This is a genomic window from Pseudomonas sp. KCJK9016 (assembly GCF_046231795.1).
Lineage (GTDB): Bacteria > Pseudomonadota > Gammaproteobacteria > Pseudomonadales > Pseudomonadaceae > Aquipseudomonas > Aquipseudomonas bananamidigenes.
Map to the genome: position 1 here is coordinate 15,666 of NZ_JBJJMM010000010.1, position 20,998 is coordinate 36,663.

At 59.4% G+C, this 20,998-nt stretch carries 23 protein-coding genes; 12 read left to right on the forward strand and 11 right to left on the reverse strand.

From position 1 onward, the window contains the following. The first annotated feature begins 37 nt into the window (after positions 1–37). Positions 38–853, forward strand: a complete 816-nt coding sequence (locus ACK6BI_RS11710) for a UDP-2,3-diacylglucosamine diphosphatase (RefSeq protein ID WP_409317188.1) — start codon at positions 38–40, stop codon at positions 851–853. 15 nt (positions 854–868) lie between these two features. Here the strand turns inward: ACK6BI_RS11710 and ACK6BI_RS11715 are convergent, their stop codons facing one another. Then, positions 869–1,459 (reverse strand): HD domain-containing protein, encoded by a 591-nt coding sequence (locus ACK6BI_RS11715; RefSeq protein WP_409317189.1) that lies wholly within the window; start codon positions 1,457–1,459, stop codon positions 869–871. A gap of 23 nt (positions 1,460–1,482) precedes the next feature. Next, a complete protein-coding gene (locus ACK6BI_RS11720) occupies positions 1,483–1,794 on the reverse strand; it encodes a DUF962 domain-containing protein (RefSeq protein WP_260522647.1) in 312 nt (103 codons plus the stop codon). 168 nt (positions 1,795–1,962) lie between these two features. Between ACK6BI_RS11720 and ACK6BI_RS11725 the strand changes: the two genes are divergently transcribed. Next, positions 1,963–3,024 carry an AraC family transcriptional regulator gene (locus ACK6BI_RS11725; protein ID WP_409317190.1) on the forward strand — a complete coding sequence of 354 codons (1,062 nt, stop codon included), beginning with the start codon at positions 1,963–1,965 and terminating at the stop codon, positions 3,022–3,024. On the opposite strand, the gene ACK6BI_RS11730 is transcribed toward ACK6BI_RS11725, so the two are convergent. Next, positions 2,981–4,435, reverse strand: a complete 1,455-nt coding sequence (locus ACK6BI_RS11730) for a TrkH family potassium uptake protein (protein ID WP_409317191.1) — start codon at positions 4,433–4,435, stop codon at positions 2,981–2,983. The two genes, ACK6BI_RS11725 and ACK6BI_RS11730, sit on opposite strands and share 44 nt — an antisense overlap. Before the next feature lie 121 nt (positions 4,436–4,556). Between ACK6BI_RS11730 and ACK6BI_RS11735 the strand changes: the two genes are divergently transcribed. Beyond that, a complete protein-coding gene (locus ACK6BI_RS11735; protein ID WP_409317192.1) occupies positions 4,557–5,123 on the forward strand; it encodes a nitroreductase family protein in 567 nt (188 codons plus the stop codon). Positions 5,124–5,137: 14 nt separating this feature from the next. Here the strand turns inward: ACK6BI_RS11735 and ACK6BI_RS11740 are convergent, their stop codons facing one another. From ACK6BI_RS11740 to ACK6BI_RS11765, 6 genes are all read right to left on the reverse strand, one after another. Further along, on the reverse strand, positions 5,138–6,478 hold the full coding sequence (locus ACK6BI_RS11740) for an ATP-binding protein (protein WP_409317193.1): 1,341 nt from the start codon (positions 6,476–6,478) through the stop codon (positions 5,138–5,140). Positions 6,479–6,646: 168 nt separating this feature from the next. After that, the gene (locus ACK6BI_RS11745; RefSeq protein ID WP_409317194.1) at positions 6,647–7,096 is read right to left on the reverse strand and encodes a Spy/CpxP family protein refolding chaperone; all 450 of its coding nucleotides are present in this window, start codon (positions 7,094–7,096) and stop codon (positions 6,647–6,649) included. 138 nt (positions 7,097–7,234) lie between these two features. Then, on the reverse strand, positions 7,235–7,912 hold the full coding sequence (locus ACK6BI_RS11750; RefSeq protein ID WP_065260824.1) for a response regulator transcription factor: 678 nt from the start codon (positions 7,910–7,912) through the stop codon (positions 7,235–7,237). A 7-nt stretch (positions 7,913–7,919) separates the two neighbouring features. Further along, positions 7,920–8,330 carry a translation initiation factor 2 gene (locus tag ACK6BI_RS11755; RefSeq protein ID WP_409317195.1) on the reverse strand — a complete coding sequence of 137 codons (411 nt, stop codon included), beginning with the start codon at positions 8,328–8,330 and terminating at the stop codon, positions 7,920–7,922. A 109-nt stretch (positions 8,331–8,439) separates the two neighbouring features. After that, positions 8,440–8,739, reverse strand: a complete 300-nt coding sequence (locus ACK6BI_RS11760; protein ID WP_409317196.1) for a YciI family protein — start codon at positions 8,737–8,739, stop codon at positions 8,440–8,442. 1 nt (position 8,740) lies between these two features. Further along, positions 8,741–9,337 carry a septation protein A gene (locus ACK6BI_RS11765; RefSeq protein ID WP_065260821.1) on the reverse strand — a complete coding sequence of 199 codons (597 nt, stop codon included), beginning with the start codon at positions 9,335–9,337 and terminating at the stop codon, positions 8,741–8,743. A gap of 87 nt (positions 9,338–9,424) precedes the next feature. On the opposite strand from ACK6BI_RS11765, the gene ACK6BI_RS11770 reads away from it, so the two are divergent. The 7 genes from ACK6BI_RS11770 to ACK6BI_RS11800 all read left to right on the forward strand — a co-directional run bounded on the left by ACK6BI_RS11770 (position 9,425) and on the right by ACK6BI_RS11800 (position 16,546). After that, complete coding sequence (locus tag ACK6BI_RS11770) at positions 9,425–10,288, forward strand: PHP domain-containing protein (protein ID WP_409317197.1); 864 nt, start codon at positions 9,425–9,427, stop codon at positions 10,286–10,288. A gap of 13 nt (positions 10,289–10,301) precedes the next feature. Beyond that, on the forward strand, positions 10,302–10,931 hold the full coding sequence (locus ACK6BI_RS11775) for an L-threonylcarbamoyladenylate synthase (RefSeq protein ID WP_141676609.1): 630 nt from the start codon (positions 10,302–10,304) through the stop codon (positions 10,929–10,931). Positions 10,932–11,051: 120 nt separating this feature from the next. Continuing rightward, the gene (locus ACK6BI_RS11780; RefSeq protein WP_176704486.1) at positions 11,052–11,750 is read left to right on the forward strand and encodes a ScpA family protein; all 699 of its coding nucleotides are present in this window, start codon (positions 11,052–11,054) and stop codon (positions 11,748–11,750) included. An 11-nt stretch (positions 11,751–11,761) separates the two neighbouring features. Next, positions 11,762–12,745, forward strand: a complete 984-nt coding sequence (scpB, locus tag ACK6BI_RS11785; protein ID WP_409317198.1) for an SMC-Scp complex subunit ScpB — start codon at positions 11,762–11,764, stop codon at positions 12,743–12,745. Between the two features lie 2 nt (positions 12,746–12,747). After that, complete coding sequence (locus ACK6BI_RS11790; protein WP_409317199.1) at positions 12,748–12,939, forward strand: DUF1289 domain-containing protein; 192 nt, start codon at positions 12,748–12,750, stop codon at positions 12,937–12,939. Positions 12,940–13,093: 154 nt separating this feature from the next. Beyond that, the gene (gene rluB / locus ACK6BI_RS11795; protein ID WP_409317200.1) at positions 13,094–14,305 is read left to right on the forward strand and encodes a 23S rRNA pseudouridine(2605) synthase RluB; all 1,212 of its coding nucleotides are present in this window, start codon (positions 13,094–13,096) and stop codon (positions 14,303–14,305) included. Between the two features lie 828 nt (positions 14,306–15,133). Further along, positions 15,134–16,546, forward strand: a complete 1,413-nt coding sequence (locus ACK6BI_RS11800; RefSeq protein WP_260522661.1) for an amino acid permease — start codon at positions 15,134–15,136, stop codon at positions 16,544–16,546. A gap of 108 nt (positions 16,547–16,654) precedes the next feature. Here the strand turns inward: ACK6BI_RS11800 and glyA are convergent, their stop codons facing one another. Further along, the gene (glyA, locus tag ACK6BI_RS11805) at positions 16,655–18,004 is read right to left on the reverse strand and encodes a serine hydroxymethyltransferase (protein WP_409317201.1); all 1,350 of its coding nucleotides are present in this window, start codon (positions 18,002–18,004) and stop codon (positions 16,655–16,657) included. 533 nt (positions 18,005–18,537) lie between these two features. Here glyA and ACK6BI_RS11810 point away from each other — a divergent pair. Together ACK6BI_RS11810 and ACK6BI_RS11815 are read left to right on the forward strand one after the other, a co-directional pair. Then, positions 18,538–19,137: a helix-turn-helix transcriptional regulator gene (locus tag ACK6BI_RS11810; RefSeq protein ID WP_409317312.1), complete on the forward strand. Its 600-nt coding sequence runs from the start codon at positions 18,538–18,540 to the stop codon at positions 19,135–19,137. Continuing rightward, a complete protein-coding gene (locus ACK6BI_RS11815; RefSeq protein ID WP_260522664.1) occupies positions 19,127–20,005 on the forward strand; it encodes a queuosine precursor transporter in 879 nt (292 codons plus the stop codon). The genes ACK6BI_RS11810 and ACK6BI_RS11815 overlap by 11 nt, the downstream gene beginning before the upstream one ends. Positions 20,006–20,077: 72 nt before the next feature. Here ACK6BI_RS11815 and queC read toward each other — a convergent pair whose 3' ends face one another. Then, the gene (queC, locus tag ACK6BI_RS11820; RefSeq protein WP_409317202.1) at positions 20,078–20,776 is read right to left on the reverse strand and encodes a 7-cyano-7-deazaguanine synthase QueC; all 699 of its coding nucleotides are present in this window, start codon (positions 20,774–20,776) and stop codon (positions 20,078–20,080) included. Between the last annotated feature and the right edge of the window lie 222 nt (positions 20,777–20,998).

Here is a 20,998-nt window from a genome sequence, read left to right on the forward strand (position 1 = left end):
TCGCGCACAGTGGCGAAAACATCGCAGAGGGTTGCCCATGACCAGCGCCGAGCTCGCCAGACCCAGCCGTAAACAAAGGGTTCGCACCTTATGGATCTCCGACGTGCATCTGGGCACGCGGGATTGCCAGGCCGAGCATCTGTCGCAGTTTCTCAAGGGCTATCACGCCGACAGGATTTACCTAGTGGGCGACATCATTGACGGCTGGAAGCTGCGCGGTGGCATGTATTGGCCCCAGGCGCACACCAACGTGATTCGCCGTTTGCTGACCATGAGCAAACGGGGCACCGAGGTGATCTACGTCACCGGCAACCACGACGAATTCCTGCGCCGCTATTCAAAGCTGATTCTGGGCAACATCCAGCTGGTCGATGAAGCCGTGCACGTCACCGCCGATGGCCGGCACTTGCTGGTGATCCACGGCGACCAGTTCGACGTGATCACCCGCTATCACCGCTGGCTGGCGTTTCTTGGCGATTCGGCCTACGAATTCACCCTGACCCTCAATCGCTGGCTCAATCACTGGCGGGCGAAATATGGCTATGGTTACTGGTCGCTTTCGGCTTATCTGAAACACAAGGTGAAGACGGCCGTGAATTTCATCAGCGACTTCGAAGAAGCCATCGCCCATGAATGCGTGAAGCGCGAGCTGCACGGCGTCGTTTGCGGGCACATTCATCACGCCGAGATCCGCAAGGTCGGCGAGGTGGATTACCTCAATTGCGGAGACTGGGTGGAGTCATGCACGGCGCTGATCGAGCACTGGGACGGTACGATCGAGCTGTATCGCCTGGCGGATGCGCAAGCGCGGGAGGCCGAGCTTAAGGCGGCCAAGATCGCCGAGCTGGCCTGAGTTTTTCAAATCAACTCAAGCCGGGGAGTGTTCCTCCATCGCCGCTTTGTAGATGGAGTTCTTCGGCTGGGCGAACAATCGCTCCATCATTGGTTGGAAGAAACTCAGCGGCAGGGTGTCGTAGGCCGGGTCAAATGCCGCCGCGTCGTACCTGGCGCAGAACTCCGCGGTCGCCTGATACTGCGGATGGCCGCTGAATTGCTCGCGCAAGTGCCGATCCATGCCCAGGTGATGGAAGAAATAGTAGCCCTGGAAGATTCCGTGTTTCTCCACCATCCACAGGTTTTCGGCGCTGACGAACGGTTTGAGAATGGCGGCGGCGATGTCCGGGTGATTGTAGGAACCCAGCGTGTCGCCGATGTCGTGGAGCAGGGCGCAGACCACGTATTCCTCGTCGCGGCCGTCGCGATATGCACGGGTGGCGGTTTGCAGCGAGTGGGTCAGGCGATCCACCGGGAACCCGCCGAAATCACCTTCGAGCAATTTCAGGTGCGCGATGATCCGACCCGGCAATTGACGGGCGTAGGCACTGAAATCCGCCGCAATGATTGCCCAGTCTTCCTGGGTGCCGTCTTTCATGTGGGTGAATCGGGCAGTGGCGTTCATCGGCAATCCTTTTGGTCAGGTTTTCAGAACGCTACGCGCCCCAGGATCATGTCGCGATACATGACGAAGTCGCCCAGCAGGCTGTAGAGCGGATGCTGGAAGGTGGCCGGCCGGTTTTTCTCGAAGAAGAAATGCCCGACCCAGGCGAAGCTGTAACCGGCCAGCGGCAGGGCCAGCAACAGCAGCCAGGCGCCCTTGGCGATGGTCAACGCGAGAATGAAGATCACCAGCGTCGTGCCGACGAAGTGCAGGCGACGGCAAGTGCTGTTGCTGTGTTCGCTGAGGTAGTACGGATAGAACTCGGCAAAGCTGTTGAAAGGCTTGATGGTTTCCACGACCGCTGTCTCTGTGGTTATTGTTCTGATGGCAAGTTGTTCGGCGGGTAGCTTATTTGAGTCTAGAGTGAACAGTGGCGTCGGCCAGTGACAATCGGCGCCACTTTACTATCCTTGGAAAATCGGCCGTAGTATGCGGCTCATCATGTCATCCAAGAAAAAAACGCCATGAGCGAACGTACGACATCTGCAAGCTGGGCGATGGGGATTGTCAAGGCACTGGAAATGGACGGCCTGGATTGTCGGGTTCTGTTCAAGCAACTGGGGCTCGACTATGCGGCGCTGGAGGATCCGGACGCGCGTTTCCCGCAGGATTCCATGACCCGACTCTGGCAGCGGGCGGTCGAGCTGTCCGGCAACCCGGCCATCGGTCTGAACATGGGCAAGGTGGTACGACCCGCCTCGTTGCATGTTGCGGGCTATGCGTTGATGTCCAGCAACACTCTGGCCGAAGGCTTTCAGCGACTGGTGCGGTATCAGCGGATCATCGCCGAAAGTGCCGACCTGAGTTTTCGTCTGCTTGACGAAGGTTATGCGCTGATTCTGACGGTGCACGGCGATCATCTGCCACCGACCCGGCAAAGTGCCGAAGCCTCGCTGGCCTGCGCGCTGTCCTTGTGTGGCTGGCTGACCGGGCGTACCTTGCACCCGCGCAAGGTGCTGGTGCAGGGCGATGAACCCGATGACCTCGAGCCTTACAAACTGGCTTTTCATGCGCCGCTGGTGTTCAACGCACCGTATGACGCACTGATTTTCGAGCGGGCCGACATGGAAGCGCCGCTGCCCACCGCCAACGAAGCAATGGCGCTGCTGCACGACCGGTTCGCCGGGGAGTATCTGGCACGGTTTTCCGAAAGTCGCGTGACCCACAAGGCCCGTCAGGTGTTGTGCCGTCTGTTGCCCCAGGGCGAACCCAAACGCGATACGGTGGCGCAGACGCTGCATCTGTCCCAGCGCACCCTGCAACGGCGTTTGCAGGAGGAGGGCACCAGTTTCCAGCAGTTGTTAGATGACACTCGCCGCGAACTGGCCGAACAATACCTGGCGCAACCCAACATGACCTTGCTGGAAATCGCCTATCTGCTGGGGTTTGCCGACCCGAGCAATTTCTTCCGCGCCTTCCGCCGCTGGTTCGACACGACACCCGGCGATTACCGGGCGCGTTTGCTGGACGCGCCGAACGCGGTCAGTGACGCCAGAACGCCGGAATACACAACACAAATACCGTAATGATCTCCAGCCGGCCGAGCAGCATGCCGAACGACAGGATCCACTTGGCGGCATCCGGCAGCGTCGAGAAGTTGCCGGCCGGCCCGATGGTTTCACCCAGTCCCGGGCCGACGCCGGAAACGGTGCTGGCCGCGCCGGTCAGCGCCGTCATCCAGTCCACGCCGATCAGCGACAGCAGCAGGGCAATCACACAGATCGTGATGGCGAAGAAGAACGAAAAGGTCAGGATCGAACGGACGATCTCTTCGTCGAGGCGATGGCCGTTGTACTTCTGCTTGATCACCGCGCGCGGGTGAATCAACTGATTGAGGTTGGCCTTGAGCAAGATGTAGGCGACCTGGAACCGGAAGATTTTGATCCCGCCTGCCGTCGAGCCGGAACAGCCACCGACGAAGCCCAGGTAGAAAAACAGCATCAGCGAGAAATTGCCCCACAGGCTGTAGTCCCCCAGTGCAAAACCGGTGGTGGTCACGACCGACGTCACGTTCAGCGCCACATGACGCAATGCGTCCAGCCAATGCAGGTCGGTGGTCCACCAGTACCAGGTGCCGAGTACCAGCCAGGTCACCAGCAGCATTCCGAGCAGGCCTTGTACCTGCTGATCCTTGATCAGTGCCCGGCGGTTGCCGCGCAACGTGGCCACGTAAAGCGTGAACGGCAGGCTGCCGAGAATCATCACCACCACCGCCACCCAGTGCACCGCCGGTTGTGTCCACTTGGCCAGGGACTGGTCAGAGGTCGAGAAACCGCCGGTGGAGATCGCCGACATCGCGTGGTTGATCGCATCGAACGGGCTCATCCCCGCCCACCAGAACGCCAGGCTGCCGAGAATGGTGATGCCGATGTAGGTCACCACGATCAGGCGCGCCACCATATGCGAACGGGGCATGACTTTTTCCGAGCGATCCGAGGATTCGGTCTGGAACAGGCGCATGCCACCGATGCGCAACAGCGGCAGAATCGCCACCGCCATGCCGATGAAGCCGATGCCGCCGAGCCAGTGCAGCAGCGAGCGCCACATCAGGATGCCGGGAGACATGGTGTCCAGACCGCTGAGTACGGTCGAGCCGGTGGCAGTGATACCGGACATGCTTTCGAAGAACGAGTCGGTGTAGCTGATGTGCTGGGTCAGCAGAAACGGCAGCGCGGCGAAAATGCACACCACCAGCCAACTGCTGACGGTCAGCAGGTACATGTCGCGGGGGCGCAGGTGAATGTGTTCCGGGCGACCGGGAATCACCAGGGCCAGACCGGCGACGAAGGTGATCATGCTCGCCCAGAGGAACGACGGCAGGTCCCCGGTATGGTCGAAAATCACCAGAGTGGCCATGGGCACGACCATGGCAATGGCCAGGGTGATGAGGAAGATGCCGATGATGAAACCAATGATCCGTAAGGTCGGCAACGCCATGAAGTCCGCTCGGGCTGATGTGGGAAGGGCGCCATTCTACCTGCGAGGCAAGGCATGTAAACCGACGCGGCCGGATCACTTGCAGCTAGAATAGCCGGACATTTTTTTCAGGAGGTGGCCGATGCAGGCTCTCGACGCTTTGCTCAACCGTGTTTCCGTTCCGCGACTGGTCGATCCGGCCCCTACCGCCGAACAACGCGAAGTGCTGTTCGCCGCTGCGACCCGCGCACCGGACCACGGGCATTTGCAGCCATATCGCTTTCTGACCGTCGAAGGCGCGGCACGTGAGCAAATGGGCGAGTTGCTGGCGCAAGCGGCACAGATGCAGGAAGGCGAAGTCACCGAAGCGATGATCGACAAGGCCCGCAACGGCCCGCTGCGGGCGCCGTTGGTGGTCGTGGTCATCGCAAAACTGCAGGATCACGTCAAATACCCGAAAGCCGAGCAGTTGCTGGCGGCGGGTTGTGCGGCCCACGGGATTTTGCTGGCAGCCTACGCGCAGGGAATTGGCGCGGTATGGCGTACCGGTGAGCTGGCTTACTCGAAACATGTCGCCAAAGGTTTGGGGCTGACGGATGACGAGAAGGTGATTGCGTTCCTCTACCTCGGTACTCCACAGAAAGAGCCACGGGTGGCAGAGAAGGTTGATCTGGCGGAGTTCGTCAGTGCCTGGCCGGGTAAAGCCTGACACTGAAAACCTCATCAGGGCTGGGCAACCGCACCCGGTTCCAGCGGCAACTCAAGACTCGCCACAAACCCACCCTGCGGATGATTGGCCAGCACCAGCGTCCCGCCATGGCGCTCCGCCGCACGCCGGGCGATTGCCAGGCCCAGACCATGCCCGGCAGCGGTTTGCCCCGGTGCCCGATAAAACGGCTCGCCCAACTGGCTCAGGTGCTCGGCCTGCACCCCCGGGCCATGGTCGCGCACGCTGACCACGATCCGCTCGCCTTGTCGCGAGGCTTGCAATTCGATCGGCCGGCCCACCGGGTTGAAGCGCTGGGCGTTGCGCAGCAGGTTGTCCACGGCGCGTTCGATCATGGTCGGCCAGCCTGTCAGATTAAGCTGCGGTTCGGCCTCCAGGCGTACGGTCTGCTCCGGCGAGCCGAGCTGAGCGTCCTTTTGCAGGGCGCCCAGCAGGGCATTCAGATCCACGGCCTCGGCGCTGGCGTTGTCGGCGTCGACCCGCGCCAGCACCAGAATTTCACTGATCAAGGCTTCCAGACGATCGCATTCGCGGGTAAGACGCGGCCAGAGTTTTTCCCGTTCTTCCGGGCTTGCCCGTTCGGCCAGTGCCAAGGCGATGCGCAGCCGTGCCAGCGGTGAGCGAAGCTCGTGGGAGACGTCCCGCAGCAACTGACGCTGGCTGCCGATCAGGCTTTGCAGACGCGCGCCCATGCGGTTGAAGTCGTTGGCCAGCACGCCAAACTCATCGCGGCGGTTGGCCAGTTTCGCCAGGCTGTTCTGCTGGTAGGTGGTCTGCCCCAGATCGTGCACCGCGCCGCGCAAGCGATTGAGCGGGCGGGTGATGGAGAAGGTCACCAGCAGGCTGAACAGGGTCAGCACCACCAGCGCGATTCCCAGCGCACTCAATGGCCAAAGCAGGCTTTCGCGGTGCCAGGCGTTGAGTTCCGGGTGCGGAATGCGATAGATGAACAGGTAGGTGTCACCGGTCTTTTCGCTGGTGAACTCGTCAGTCAGACGCCGCCAGGGCAGGCGCCGGTCGTCGTTGTTCTGCCGTGCTTCGAAGGCTGCCGCGCGACGGGGGAAGGTGCCGCGCACCACCGGGTCGCCGCTTTCGTTCAGCACTTGTACGTCGATGTGGTACTGACGTTTGCGTTGCTGGAGGATGTCCTGGGCGGCGTCTTCGCCCTTGGATTCGTAGGTCTGCGTCCAGTCGGCGGCCAACGTGTTGAGGCCCGGATGGCGGCTGAGAATCCAGGCGTCCTGATTGAGCATGTGCCCCAGCAGAATGGAAAGCCCCGCAACCAGGGCGATGGCCAGCCAGAAGCTTGCGAGAATACGCCAGAACAATGAACGCACAGTATTTCCTCAGGACGGACGCAAAACCTTTGTGGGAGCGAGCCTGCTCGCGATGGCGCAGTGTCAGACAGCCCATTGTGTCTGATACACCGCCATCGCGAGCAGGCTCGCTCCCACATTGGACTGGGTATAAAAAGACCCGACGGTGTGAACCGTCGGGTCATTACATTATTGCGCCTTTTGCGGCTGTTGCGCTTTCCAGGCCTTGAACTCGGCCCATTCGGCGCGACGCTCGGCCTGTTTCTTCTGGATCTCGTCGAATTTCTTCTGTTGATCCGGTTTCAGCACGGCGCGGACATCCGATTCGGCTTTCTTGCGGTTGGCCGCCATCTCGTCTTTCATGGCTTTCTGGTCGGCCGGTGAGAGTTTCTCCAGGTATTTCTCGACCGTCTGCTTACGTTCGTGCATCTGCTCGCCCATGATCTTGCGAATCTGTTCGCGCTGCTCGCGGGACAAGTCCAGCTGGCTGTACGGGCCTTTGCCGTGCATGCCGTGCATCTGACCGCCGTGGTGCCAGCCACTGTCAGGCCCACCCATCGGGCCACCATCCTGCGGCACGGCCATGGCGACGGTCGGCAGAGCGGCAGCGAACATCAGAGCGATAAGGGTCTTGCGCATGGTGAATCTCCTTGTCTCGTTCCCGGTACGTTCCGGATGGGTACAGATTACGGAGATCAAGGTCAGCGGCGGTCAGCGCTGGGTAAAGCTTGGGTAAAGACGCTTTGTCATCAAACTGACAAAGCGCCCGGAGGAGCGCTAGAGGCTGTAGTAATAGCCGCGGCTGCGCAGGGCCACGATGCGTGGGCGGCCGTCGGCGTGGGGGCCGATCTTCTTGCGCAGGTTGCTGACATGCATGTCCAGGCTGCGGTCGTACAGGGTCAGCTTGCGACCCAGAGCGATCTGCGCCAGTTCCTGCTTGTCCAGCGGCTCGCCCGGTTGTTTGAGCAGGGCTTCGAGCAGACGGCTTTCGGATACGGTGAGGGTGAATTCCTTCTCGTCGATGCTGACCACCCCGCGCACCGGGCTGAAACTCAGGTCGCCCAGCTCGAGCTGGGTCGACACGGCGGCAGGGTGGCTGCGGCGCAGCACGGCGCGCAGGCGGGCAGTGAGTTCGCGGGGATCGCAGGGTTTGGCCAGGTAATCGTCGGCACCCAGTTCCAGGCCGAGGATGCGGTCCAGCGGCTCGCCGCGGGCCGAAAGCATCACCACTGGAAGGTCGGCATGGTCGTTGCGCAATTGCTTGAGCAGTTCCAGACCGCTGCCATCGGGCAGCATCACGTCCAGCACTACGGCAGCGGGGGCGGATTCGGCCAGAGCCTTGCGGGCGCTCTGGCCGTCGTGGCAGGCACGTACCTGGAAGCCTTCCTGGCTCAGCCAACTGCTCAGAAGCTCACACAGCTCCTGGTCATCATCAATCAGTAACAGCTCGCTCATGACTCACTCAATTTAGCCATTGTCGACGTTTTCGGCTTGCACCACTGGCAAAGATACCGCAGAGCAGGGCCAATAGCGCTACCCCGGCGCCGGTGACGAACCATTGCTGCTGTTCGGTCAGCAGGCGTGGTACAGGGCTGGCCTGGGCTTCCTTGAGTTGCAGTTTCAGACGCTGGTTCTCCTGGCGCAACCGGGCAAGCTGGGCGCTTTCGCGGGTGTTGTCGGCATTCTGCAGTTGTTTGCTCAGTTCTTCGCGCTGCTGCTCGCTGGCTTTCAGGCGCTGCTGCAACTCGGTGATCTGGCTGCCGGCGCTCAAGGACAACGGCGTGGAATAACCGCTTTCGGCGCTTTCCTCACCATGGGCGGGCGCCATGATCGACAACGTGACCAGCATCAGACACAACGGACCCTTGCGCATAGCGACTCCTGTTTCCAAATGGATATTGGGCAGGTTGTCGGCCGGCAAACGAGAATAATGAGCGATTGAGAACGCGATGAACCGACAAGGTTCATCGCGTGGGAGAAGATTACGGCAGGACTTGTTTGAACGGCTTCACGACGACATTCGCATAGACGCCGGCAGCGATGTAGGGATCGGCATCGGCCCAGGCTTGTGCCGCACCCAGGGAATCGAATTCGGCGACGATCAGGCTGCCGGTGAAACCCGCAGCGCCCGGATCATTGCTGTCGACCGCCGGATGCGGGCCGGCCAGCACGATGCGGCCTTCGCCCTTGAGCACTTGCAGGCGTTCAAGGTGGGCCGGGCGGGCGGCGAGGCGCGCGTCCAGAGAATTGGCGACGTCGGTGGCAATGATGGCGTAGAGCATGTCAGTCCTCGGTTTTTGGCGTTGTGGTATCGGCGTCGTGCAGGTGACGGGACAGGTAGATGCCCTGGCCCACCAGGAACAGCACGGTCATGCCCAGGCTGCCGAATACCTTGAAGTCCACCCAGATGCTCTGGAAGGTGAAGGCAACGAACAGGTTGGCGGCGCCGCAGAATAGAAAGAAGGCGATCCAGGCAATGTTCAGGCGGGTCCAGACCGGGTCCGGCAGGGTCAGGGCGTGGCCCATGATGCGCTTGATCAGCAGTCGGTCTCCGATGAAGTGGCTGCCGATGAAGGCCAGGGCGAACAGCCAGTTGACCACCGGGGCTTTCCATTTGAGGAAGGTTTCGCTGTGGAAGGCCAGGGTCAGGCTGCCGAACACGAGGCAGGCGATCAGGGTCAGCCACTGGCTCTTCTCCAGCTTGCGCTGCTTGATGAAGAGCGCGCCGTAGACCACCAGAGAGCTGACGATCAGCATTGCGGTGGCGCTGTAGATACCGCCGACGGTCAACTCGTGACCGGCGACATCGACGGTACGGGGGTCGAGTTTGTAGACGATGAAGAACAGCAGAAGCGGGATGAAATCGATGAATTGTTTCACAGTGAGAGCCAGAAGCTGGATGTGGCGGCATAATAACAAACATATGGGCGCGCGATAGCGCCAGCTGATTTGAGGTTACACAACCCCGTGAATGTTGATTTGCACTGCCACAGCACGGCCTCCGATGGCGCCTTGGCGCCTGCGGCACTGGTTGCGCGTGCGTTCGAGAACGGCGTGCGAATCCTGGCCCTGACCGATCACGATACCGTCGAAGGCCTCGCCGAGGCGCGTGTCGCTGCCGAAGAGTTGGGAATGCAACTGGTCAACGGCGTCGAACTGTCCTGTACCTGGGGCGGGGCAACCATTCATGTGTTGGGTTATGGCTTCGACGTCAACGCCGCGCCGTTGGTCGAAGCCATTGCGAAGTTGCACGATGGCCGCTGGCTGCGGTCTGAAGAAATAAGCCGCAAGCTCGCCCTCAAGGGCATGCCCGGCGCACTCGACGGCGCACGGCAGATCCAGCAGGAGCTGGGCGACAGCGGCAACGCGCCGGCCCGCCCGCATTTCGCCGACTGGATGGTGCGCGAAGGATTCGTCAAGGATCGCGCCGAAGCGTTTCGCAAATGGCTCGGCGCCGGCAAGCTGGGGGACGTCAAGCAACACTGGCCGACCCTCGATGAGACCGTCGGCACGCTGCGCGCCGCCGGGGCCTGGGTCAGCCTGGCGCATCCCTGGCACTACGATTTCACCCGCAGCAAGCGCCGAAAGCTGATTGCCGACTATATTCAAGCGGGCGGACAGGCAATTGAAGTCGTCAACGGTTATCAGCCTGCGGAACAGGTAGGCAGCCTGGCGATCCTTGCCCGTGAGTTCGGTCTGCTGGTCAGCGCCGGCAGTGATTTTCATGGCCCTGGAGGCTGGTCGGAGATCGGCCAGTACCGGCCGCTCCCTGAGGACCTTCCACCCCTGTGGTGTCGGTTCAAACATGACACAGTTATTACCGCCGTCTGAACAGGTAGAGAACGTGAGTCAATTTTTCCAGATTCATCCGGAAAACCCGCAAGCGCGCCTGATCAAGCAGGCGGTCGAGATCATCCGCAAGGGCGGGGTGGTGGTCTATCCAACGGACTCTTCCTACGCAATCGGTTGCCAGATCGGCGACAAGACGGCCATCGAGCGTGTCCGGCGCCTGCGTCAGCTCGATGAAAAGCACAATTTCGCGCTGATCTGCAGTGATCTGTCGCAACTGGGCAACTACGCCAAGATCGACACCGGCACCTTCCGGATCCTCAAGGCTCATTTGCCAGGCCCTTACACCTTCATTCTCAATGCCACCCGCGAAGTACCGCGACTGTTGCTGCACCCGAAGAAGCGCACTATCGGTCTGCGGGTGCCTAGCCACCCGATTGCCTTGGCGCTGCTGGCCGAGCTGGGTGAGCCATTGATGAGCGTGACCCTGATCATGCCCGGCGATGAAGACCCGTTGAGCGACCCTTACGAAATGCGTCAATTGCTTGAGCATCAGGTCGATCTGATCATCGACGGCGGTTTTGGCGGCATCAAGGCCTCCACCGTGATCGACCTGACCGGCGACGATCCGGAAGTGGTCCGCGTCGGTTGCGGCGATCCTGCGCCGTTCATGGTCGAGGCCTGAATGTCCGCAGTCGAAACCGTTGATCCCCAGGCCGGTGCCCAGCAGGAACTGCCGTTTGCCATGGTCTATGGGCAGGCCGTCACGGAAATGCCGCTGGACCTGTACATCCCGCCGGACGCCCTGGAAGTCTTCCTCGAAGCCTTCGAAGGCCCGCTTGACCTGCTGCTGTACCTGATCCGCAAACAGAACATCGACATCCTTGACATTCCGGTGGCGGAAATCACCCGTCAGTACATGGGCTATGTCGAGCTGATGCAATCGGTGCGCCTGGAACTTGCCGCCGAATATCTGGTGATGGCCGCGATGCTGGCCGAAATCAAGTCGCGGATGCTGCTGCCCCGGGCCGAAACCGTCGAGGACGAAGAGGAAGACCCGCGTGCCGAGCTGATCCGCCGCCTGCAGGAGTACGAGCGTTTCAAGGTGGCCGCCGAAGGCATCGACGGGCTGAGTCGGGTCGGTCGCGATGTGATCGTGCCGAAACTCGAGGCCCCTCAGGTGACCGTGCGCAAGTTGCTGCCGGATGTGGCGCTGGAAGAAATTCTGATGTCCATGGCCGAAGTGTTGCGCCGTGGCGACATGTTCGAAAGCCATCAGGTCAGCCGCGAGGCATTGTCCACCCGCGAACGCATGAGCGATGTGCTGGAGCGGCTCAAGGGCGGCGGATTTGTGCCGTTCGTCGAGCTGTTCACCGCCGAGGAAGGCCGGCTCGGTGTGGTCGTGACCTTCATGGCGATCCTTGAACTGGTCAAGGAGTCCCTGGTCGAGCTGGTGCAGAATGAGCCGTTCGCCGCGATCCACGTGCGAGCCCGAGTCGAATAACGAGTCTGAACATGAACCTGACTGAACCCCGCGAGCTGGCACCCCTGCTTGAAGCCTTTCTGTTGGCCTCGGGAAAGCCGCAAACCCTTGAGCGGCTTTACGAATTGTTCGAGGAAGGCGAACGACCGGAGCCACCGGTCTTCAAGAAAGCCCTGGCCCTGCTGGAAAAGTCCTGCGAGGGGCGGGCATTCGAGCTCAAGGAGGTCGCCTCCGGTTATCGCCTGCAGATCCGCGAGAAATTCGCACCGTGGGTCGGCCGTCTCTGGGAAGAACGCCCGCAACGATATTCCCGAGCCCTGCTGGAAACCATGGCGCTGATCGCTTATCGCCAGCCGATCACCCGTGGCGAGATTGAGGATGTACGGGGCGTGGCGGTCAACACCAACATCGTCAAGACCCTGATCGAGCGTGAATGGATCCGTGTCGTCGGCTACCGCGACGTGCCGGGCAAACCGGCGATGTTCGCCACCACCAAGGCGTTTCTCGATCATTTCAACCTCAAGAGCCTCGATGAGTTGCCACCGCTGGCTGAATTGCGTGAGATCGAACCGGACCCGGTGCTCGACTTCGACGATGCTCCGGTGCCCCCGGGCCTGCAGGAACTGGCCGATGCCAGCGCCGGGTCGGAAGAGCCGAAGGAGGAAACCAGTTTCCACACGCTGCTGCTGGAGCTGGACAGCATGGAGGAGGGGATCAAGACCGACTTCGACGATTTGCTGCGGGATGCGGTGGATGGCGAGTCGATGTCGTCCGGTTTCGAGACCGATCCGGCCAGACCATCCGTCGACGTTGAATTCGAAGCGGAGCCGCAGGCTGAGCCTGATCTTGAGCCTGAAGAAGACGTCCTCGGCGTTGCCGAAGCCCGGGAGAAATTACTGGCTGCCGTCGCCCGGCTTGAACAGTCGGCTGCCGATGAAGAACTGAGCGAAGAAGAAGCCGAAGCCCGGGCACTGGCCGAAGCCATCGAAGCCGAACGCCGCGAGTTCGAAGATTGAGCATGAACTCGATCAAAGACCCGTGCATCAGCGTCTGCAAGTTCAGCGATGACATCTGCCTTGGGTGCGGGCGCAGCAAGCGCGAGATCAGGGCCTGGAAGAAACTCGACAAGGATGACAGGCGCACGGTGCTGGCCGAGGCCGCACTGCGCCTGATCAAATTCGGTGCCACCGGTCGGCGGAAAAAGAAATAACCTGGCCTCGATCGGCTAGTCTCTGATGCGCGCACGGACACATCCGCGTATGATTCGCGACCCTTCGGCGATCCCTTCGCCCGAAAACCCAGACTTCAACGATTCAGCGGCTCAACTCAGGGCTGTTGTACAGACCACACCGGGAGGTGCCCAGATGAGTGACAACCAGAAAGACGACCAGGAAGTTCGCCCGGCAGGCGAAAAACTGCAGAAGGTCCTCGCCCGTATCGGCGTCGGCTCGCGCCGTGACGTGGAAGCGTGGATCAGCCAGGGCCGGATCAAGGTCAATGGCACAGATGCCACCCTCGGCCTGCGTGTCGACATGCACGACGCCATTACCATCGATGGCAAGGTCATCAAGCGCGAAGAGGCGGCCGAATCGGTCCGCCGCGTGATCATGTACAACAAGCCCGACGGCGAGATCTGCACCCGCGACGACCCGGAAGGCCGTCCGACCGTATTCGACAAGCTGCCGCGCCCGAAAGAAGGGCGCTGGATCAACATCGGCCGTCTCGACATCAACACCACCGGTCTGCTGATGTTCACCACTGACGGCGAGCTGGCCAACCGTCTGATGCATCCGTCCTTCGAGATGGACCGAGAGTACGCGGTCCGTGTTCGTGGCGAAGTCGATGACGAGATGATCGAGCGTCTGAAGGCGGGTGTCGTGCTGGAAGACGGCCCGGCGCGTTTCACCGACATTCAGCAGGCACCGGGCGGCGAAGGCTTCAACCACTGGTATCACTGCGTGGTGATGGAAGGTCGTAACCGTGAAGTGCGCCGCCTGTGGGAGTCCCAGGGCCTGGTGGTCAGCCGCCTGAAGCGCGTGCGTTTTGGTCCGGTGTTCCTCAATTCCGACCTGCCGATGGGGCGCTGGCGCGAAATGAGCCAGTATGAAGTCGACGTGCTCAGTGCCGAGGTCGGTCTGACTCCGGTGGCTCTGCCGCAGTTGAATGCCAAGAGCAAAGACAAGCTCGAGCGTATGCAGCGCAAGTCGTCGCGACCGATGGCTCGCACCGAGCGCGTGCGTACCCTGCGCCCGGCAAACGGTGCACCGGCTGCTGCCGGCCCGCGCCCGGCGCGTGAGCCGCAGATCGAAGGCGAGCGCCCGGCTCGCAAGCCTGCGGCGCGTCCGGAAGGTGAGCGTGCACCACGCGCTCGTACCGATCGCAGTGAAGGCCGTGCGCCTGCCGGTCGCGGTACGCCGGTGGCGGATCGTCCGGCCGATACCAAGCGTCCGGCCAAACCGGCACCGAAGCGTCCAGGCATCAGGCTGGCGGACGATGACAAGCCATCGGGCAAGCGCCGTGGCGCGCCTGCCGGTTCCGGCCAGCGTCCGGGTTTCGGTCGCAAGAAACCGGAATGAAGCAGCTTCAAGCTGAAACAAAAAACGCCAACTCTTAGAGTTGGCGTTTTTTTTTGGATTTTTTATTTCCTTTTTTTAGGGTGTTTTTTTCTTGTTTTAAAACAAAAAACTTAACGTCTTTCAAATAATTAGCCAGCTAACGTCAATCTCTGCACCAGGCTTCCATTGGTGTGGAGTGGAAAATTTACGTTACGCAGTGTCAGCCGATATTTACGAAAAAGCCGTCGTAGTCCCGTGAATCGGATGCGTCTGTCGGGCTGTAAGGAAAATCTGCCGGAACCAGTCCCGCCGGGCCTTGCGCAGGGCTCTGGCATGCTTGTTTAAGGCTCGTTTGAAGGGTGAGATGCGCCCCATGCCTGTCGTGCAGGTGCATAACAAGAAGGAGGCGCAATGAACGCCGTTATCCATTTTCACTTCTCTTCGTGGGACGGATTGACCATCGTCCACGCCGATGGCCTGCAAAGGCCTGACTCAATTTTTGCAGCCGTCCGGGTCGCCCGGGACGGACACACGCAATCCCGGCAACCGGCTCGCTGATCCAGCGGGGTCTGGCAGCAGGGGGTTAGCGGTGTACAATGCGCCGCGTTTTAACTGTGACCCTCTGCGTAATCGCGCAAACCTCAAGGCTATCCGCCTTGTTCACTCCGCCGCGTCACGAGCGTGTCGGGTTCGATTTCGTCACAGACAAGAACAAACAGGTGACGCATGACCGTTGTAAGAAAACTGAATGCCTGGTGCTTGCGCTGGGGTTTGATCAGGGCTGGCTGAAATCGCAACCTTGCAGCAACGTCTACTGAACATCATCAAACCTTGTGTGAGACCTTTTTCATGAGTGGACAAAACTCGCAATCAGGCGAGCTGAAACGCGGCCTGAAAAATCGCCATATTCAACTGATCGCCCTTGGCGGCGCGATCGGTACCGGATTGTTCCTCGGCTCGGCGGGGGTGCTGAAATCCGCCGGCCCGTCGATGATCCTCGGCTATGCCATCTGCGGCTTCATCGCCTTCATGATCATGCGCCAGCTCGGCGAGATGATCGTCGAAGAGCCGGTGGCCGGTTCCTTCAGCCACTTCGCGCACAAATACTGGGGCGGTTTCGCCGGTTTCCTGTCGGGCTGGAACTGCTGGATCCTGTACATCCTGGTGGGCATGTCGGAGCTGACAGCCGTTGGCAAGTACATCCACTACTGGGCGCCGGACATCCCGAGCTGGGTCACCGCGGCCGCGTTCTTCCTGCTGATCAATGCGATCAACCTGGCCAACGTCAAGGTTTTCGGTGAGGCCGAGTTCTGGTTCGCGATCATCAAGGTCGTGGCCATCGTCGGCATGATTGCCCTGGGCAGTTACCTGCTGGTCAGCGGCCATGGCGGCCCGCAGGCTTCGGTCAGCAACCTGTGGTCCCACGGCGGCTTCTTCCCCAACGGCGTCAGCGGTCTGGTGATGGCCATGGCGATCATCATGTTTTCCTTCGGTGGTCTGGAAATGCTCGGTTTCACCGCAGCCGAGGCCGACAAGCCGAAAACCGTGATCCCGAAAGCGATCAACCAGGTGATCTACCGGATTCTGATTTTCTACATCGGCGCACTGGTGATCCTGCTGTCGCTGACCCCATGGAACAGCCTGCTGGATACCCTCAACGCGTCGGGCGACTCCTACAGCGGCAGCCCGTTCGTGCAGGTATTTTCGATGCTCGGCAGCAACACGGCTGCGCACCTGCTCAACTTCGTGGTGCTGACCGCAGCGCTGTCGGTGTACAACAGCGGCACCTACTGCAACAGCCGCATGCTGCTGGGCATGGCGGAGCAGGGCGATGCGCCGAAAGGTCTGGCGAAGATCGACAAGCGCGGCGTACCGGTGCGTTCGATTCTGGCTTCGGCGGCGGTAACCCTGGTGGCCGTGCTGCTCAACTATCTGATGCCTCAGCACGCGCTGGAGCTGCTGATGTCGCTGGTCGTGGCGACGCTGGTGATCAACTGGGCGATGATCAGCTTCTCGCACTTCAAATTCCGCCAGCACATGAACAAGACCAACCAGAAGCCGCTGTTCAAGGCGCTGTGGTACCCGTACGGCAACTACATTTGCCTGGCGTTCGTGGCGTTCATTCTTGGCGTAATGCTGCTGATCCCGGGCATCCAGATCTCGGTGTATGCGATTCCGGTGTGGGTCGTGTTCATGTGGGTCTGCTATGTGATCAAGAACAAACGTGGCGCGCAGCCAACGTTGCACGCCGCCGTGAAGTAACGCGTCGAGCACAAACATCAAACCCGGCCTGGCGCCGGGTTTTTTGTTTTCGCGGATTCTGCAAGTGATCCCGAACGCCTTGTGTTTCCGGGGCAAGGATTCTGCGCGTTACGCGTAATCGGCAATGGGATAGAGCGTGCACAACGCTTCGGTCTGCAAGCGGAATTGTTCCTTCGCGGCAGGCTCCAGTGCGTAGTCCCGCTCGCCCAGTGGTGTCACCTTGTCGAGGATCCGGCACATCAGGTCGACAATCTGCCGGCATCCTCGCGAGTCTATGTGGCGTTGGGCAATGGAGCCGGTGCCGATGCGCAATCCGCTGGTCACGGAGGATGACCGAAGCTCGCCAGGGACGCGGTGCCTGTTCACGATGATCCCGCATTGCTCCAGCGCCGATTCTGCAATGGAACCGGTCATGCCGCTGCGCAACCGGAGCAGAACCGTATGGTTTTCACTGCGTCCGCCCACCACTTCGTAATCATGTGCCTGAAACGCAGTGGCCAGTTCATCGGCCGAGTTGCGGATCCGCGCCATGTACGCGTCGAACTCTGCCGACATGGCATGCCCCAGTGCCGCCGCCTTGGCCGCGATCATGTTGACGGCGGGCGCGCCCTGCATGCCGGGAAACACGGCCTGGTCAAGGGCGCGGTTGAAGGTCGTCCTCAGGCCGGGAACCTTGGTATTCGCATCCCGGCCGGAAAGGATCAGGCCTCCGCGAGGCCCCATGAGTTGCTTGTGTGTGCATGTGGTGGTGACGTGTGCAACGTCGATCGGGCTTGGATGGCGCCCGGTGGCAACCAGACCGGCGATATGTGAAATGTCGGCGAGCAGGATGGAGCCGGCCTCGTCGGCAATCTCGCGGAACCGCTCGAAATCCACCACCCTCGAGTAGGCACTCGCACAGCAAATGATGATGCGCGGGCGGTGGGCGAGGGCCAGTGTACGTACCTCGTCGTAATTGATCAGACCCTCGGCGGTCGTACCGTAGCGGATCGCCTTGTAATGGTCGCTCGAGAAAGCCGCAGTGCTGCCATGGGTCAGGTGCCCGCCATGTTCGACGGCCATTCCCAGCAGAGTATCTCCAGGTTCGAGCAGGCCGGTGAGCACCTGATAATTGGCGTTCGATGCTGAGTGTGATTGCACGTTGGCGTACTGAGCGCTGAACAGCTCCCGGGCTCTGCGGATGGCCAGCGACTCGACCAGAGTGACGTTTTCGCATCCGGCGTTATAGCGTCTGCCGGGAGTACCTTCGGCCGTCACATTGACCAGTGCCGACGCAGAGGCTGCCAGGGTGCGTGGGTTTACAGCGCAGGCGGAAGAGACCAGCGACAAGGTCTGGTGCTGGCGCGTGACTTCGGCGTCGAGAATCTGCGCGAGTTCGGCGTCTTGCGCTCGCAGGTCCGCCAGGCCGCGCCGCAGCAAGTCGGCCTGGGTCGTAAGCTGTTGAGTATTGACCGGCATTGTCTGTATTCCTTCCCTGTGTGGTGCGCGCAGCGAGCAACCGCGCGACTTTCCTGTTTTGCCTGTGGCGACATCCCTGTATTGCCAAACCTGTGCAGGTGGATCCGTGTCACGGCGTCGCTGCACACAAAACCAACCTCTGTACAGACAGTCAGTGTCTGTTTTCCCCTGTGGATCGCTGGGGCGAGACTGCCCGAAGCATCATAGTTTTTTTGCTTGGGAACGCTAGAAGAATTAATCAAAAAAATGAACATTCTTCAAAAAAAATGATTCTTTTTGTCGAGAGAGAGTGTAAAGCTGAAGAGCTCGTCGCTGCTTTTTGTCGATGAAGTGGAAGGTGAAGGGAGCGGACAAGTCGGTACAGATTGCCGGGTGCGACGGCAAGGCGAGCGAACCATCGAGGGTTCAGTCAACCTTGGATGGAGGATGTTATGATCGCTCGCGATTTTGACAGGGATGCAGTTGTAGTCATCTGCCCGGGAATTACTCAGGGTGTGATGTCTTTACAGTTACCAATGGGCGGCAGGCAATTCATGCACAGAAGAGAAAGATCGGAGAATCTGAAAAACAACATCAAATACCTGATAAAAAGCCGTGGGGAGACACAGTTGTCCTTGTGCAACTCCAGTGGTCTGACCAGAACAACCATCTATAACATCCTTGAGGGGAAAGTGGTCAATGTTCAACAGTCCACGGTTCGCAAGATTTCCGATTTCTTTGGCGTTTCTTATGAAGAAATAGAAACGATCGATTTTGAAGAGAAGGAAATAATAGAAAGCAGTATTTCGCCGCAGGGGAACATGAACCCGGCGGCGGTGCCTGTCCTGAAAGAGAGTCTGCTGATCCAGAATCTGGACAAGAGGATTGGCGAATTGGCCACGATTCATCCATTGACCTATTACTTCGGCACTTCCTTCAATTTGATCGGTGTGCTGCTGGAAAACGAGATCAGTGGTCTGAATGAGCCGGGCGATCTCTTGATCGTTCAGAAAGGCTCCTCAAGCAGCGGCAGGGAAAAGCTGGTGTATGACAAGGTCACGAAAAGGCTGGCGATCACCAGGGAGATTGGCGTCGCCACGGATCGCATTCGTGTTGTCGGGGATATCATCGAGGAACGATTTAATGGGTTGTAGTGTTGGAATGGAAAACAGCAAGTACAAGCTATTGGGGTTTGAGAACGAAAAAAGCCTGGCTGTCATCATGGTGATTGCGACAGGCAAGATAATAAAGATAAAGCTGAGTGAAGTGTTGAATAGTGAGATTATGGATAATCTGAATAAGCTGGAAATAAAGAATCTGTACAAGAAGTTCTATTCTCAGGGCGGGGCGCTGACAGCCTATGAGTTGAATGATCGTCATGAAAGTTCATGGATGATTTACATTATTCTGAATCTCATGTTGTTCACCCTGTATATCTTTACCAGCATCGCCGCGACCAAGCCTATCTATCTGGCGTTTTTCGATATCATCGTGACGCCAGGGACCTTCCTGTATCCGCTGACGTTTCTGATCGTCGACCTGTTGAATGAAACGTTCGGTCTCAGACTCGCGCGCAAAGCCATTCTCTTTGCATTCATCAGCAACGCCGCCATCATTATTCTGCTGGCCATCACGACTCATCTCCCCGGTTTGCCGGGGTGGAAGCTGGACGGGCCTTACAATGATGTGATTGGTCAGCTGTCTTCCGTTCTGGTGGCATCCTCTGTTTCATTTCTGGTGTCCGAAAACATAAACTCGTATCTACTCTGCAAAATCAAGGAACTCACAAATTCCAGGTTCCTGTTTTTGCGCGTGTTTTTAAGTACGTTGTTCGCGGTGATTATCGACAGTTTCCTTTTCTGCTTTATCGCGTTCTATGGCGCGATGGAAACCAGCGCGATATTGAACATGATCTATGTTCAGATCGCGATAAAGGTGGGTTTTGCCTTCTTTAATGTCTTGCCGGCTTACGGGGCAAGATCATTGTTCAAGAAATATTTGACTGGAAGTCAGGCACAGTAATAACTGCCGTCGCTCACCGGGACGTGATGGCTGCCGCGTCCGGTGAGCGTCTGTCGCTGTGCGATCGGATATTCAGTTCAGCTCAAGTTTTTCTTTCAGCTTGCGCGCGACTTGATCCTTGTTGTTCAGGAATTCGGCGAGCCCTTTGGCACGAAGATTACAGGCGTCGCAAGTGCCGCAGCCGCTGCCGGTAATGCCGTTGTAGCAGGTCAAGGTCTGGTCGCGGATGAATTCCAGTTTGTGATGGTAATCGGCCAGGGCCCAGGTTTCCGCCTTGTTCAGCCACATCAGCGGTGTATCCAGGGTCAACTTGTAGTCCATGCCGAGTTCAAGGGCTTTGTTCAGCGCCTTGACAAAATCATCCCGGCAGTCCGGATAACCAGAGAAATCGGTTTCGCAAACGCCGGTAATGACGGTCTTTGCCTGCACCTGATACGCATAGATCGAAGCCAGGGTCAGGAAAAGAATATTCCTGCCCGGTACAAAGGTGCTGGGCAGGCTGTCGCCCGAGCTGTTCATGGTCGGTACTGGAATGTTGTCGCGTGTCAGGCTGCTGATCGCCAGTTCGTTCAGCAGGGATACGTCCATGGTCTTGTGCACGGTCACGCCAAGTTCTTTTGCAAGTTGCTGTGCAACTTCGATTTCCGCGCGATGGCGCTGGCCGTAGTCAAAGGTGATGCAATGGATTTCATCGTAGCGGGTCAGGGCATGGATCAGGCAGGTTGTCGAGTCCTGTCCGCCACTGAATACGATGACCGCTTTGTTGCTCATGGTTATGCTTCCTGCATTGAAAGGTTAAGTGCGATGGATCGAGCAACAATCGGGGGAAGTGGCTGCTCTGCAGGAACGACATTCTACGGAGTGCAGTGCTCGATGGCACGGCTTGTTGGCCTGGTGTGGACGGGTAGTCCTCGTGGCGCTTTGTCGTTTCAGCTGTAAGTCGCCCTGTATAGTGGAAGGGCCCCCCCGGGAGCTGTTGACTGTCGCCAGGAC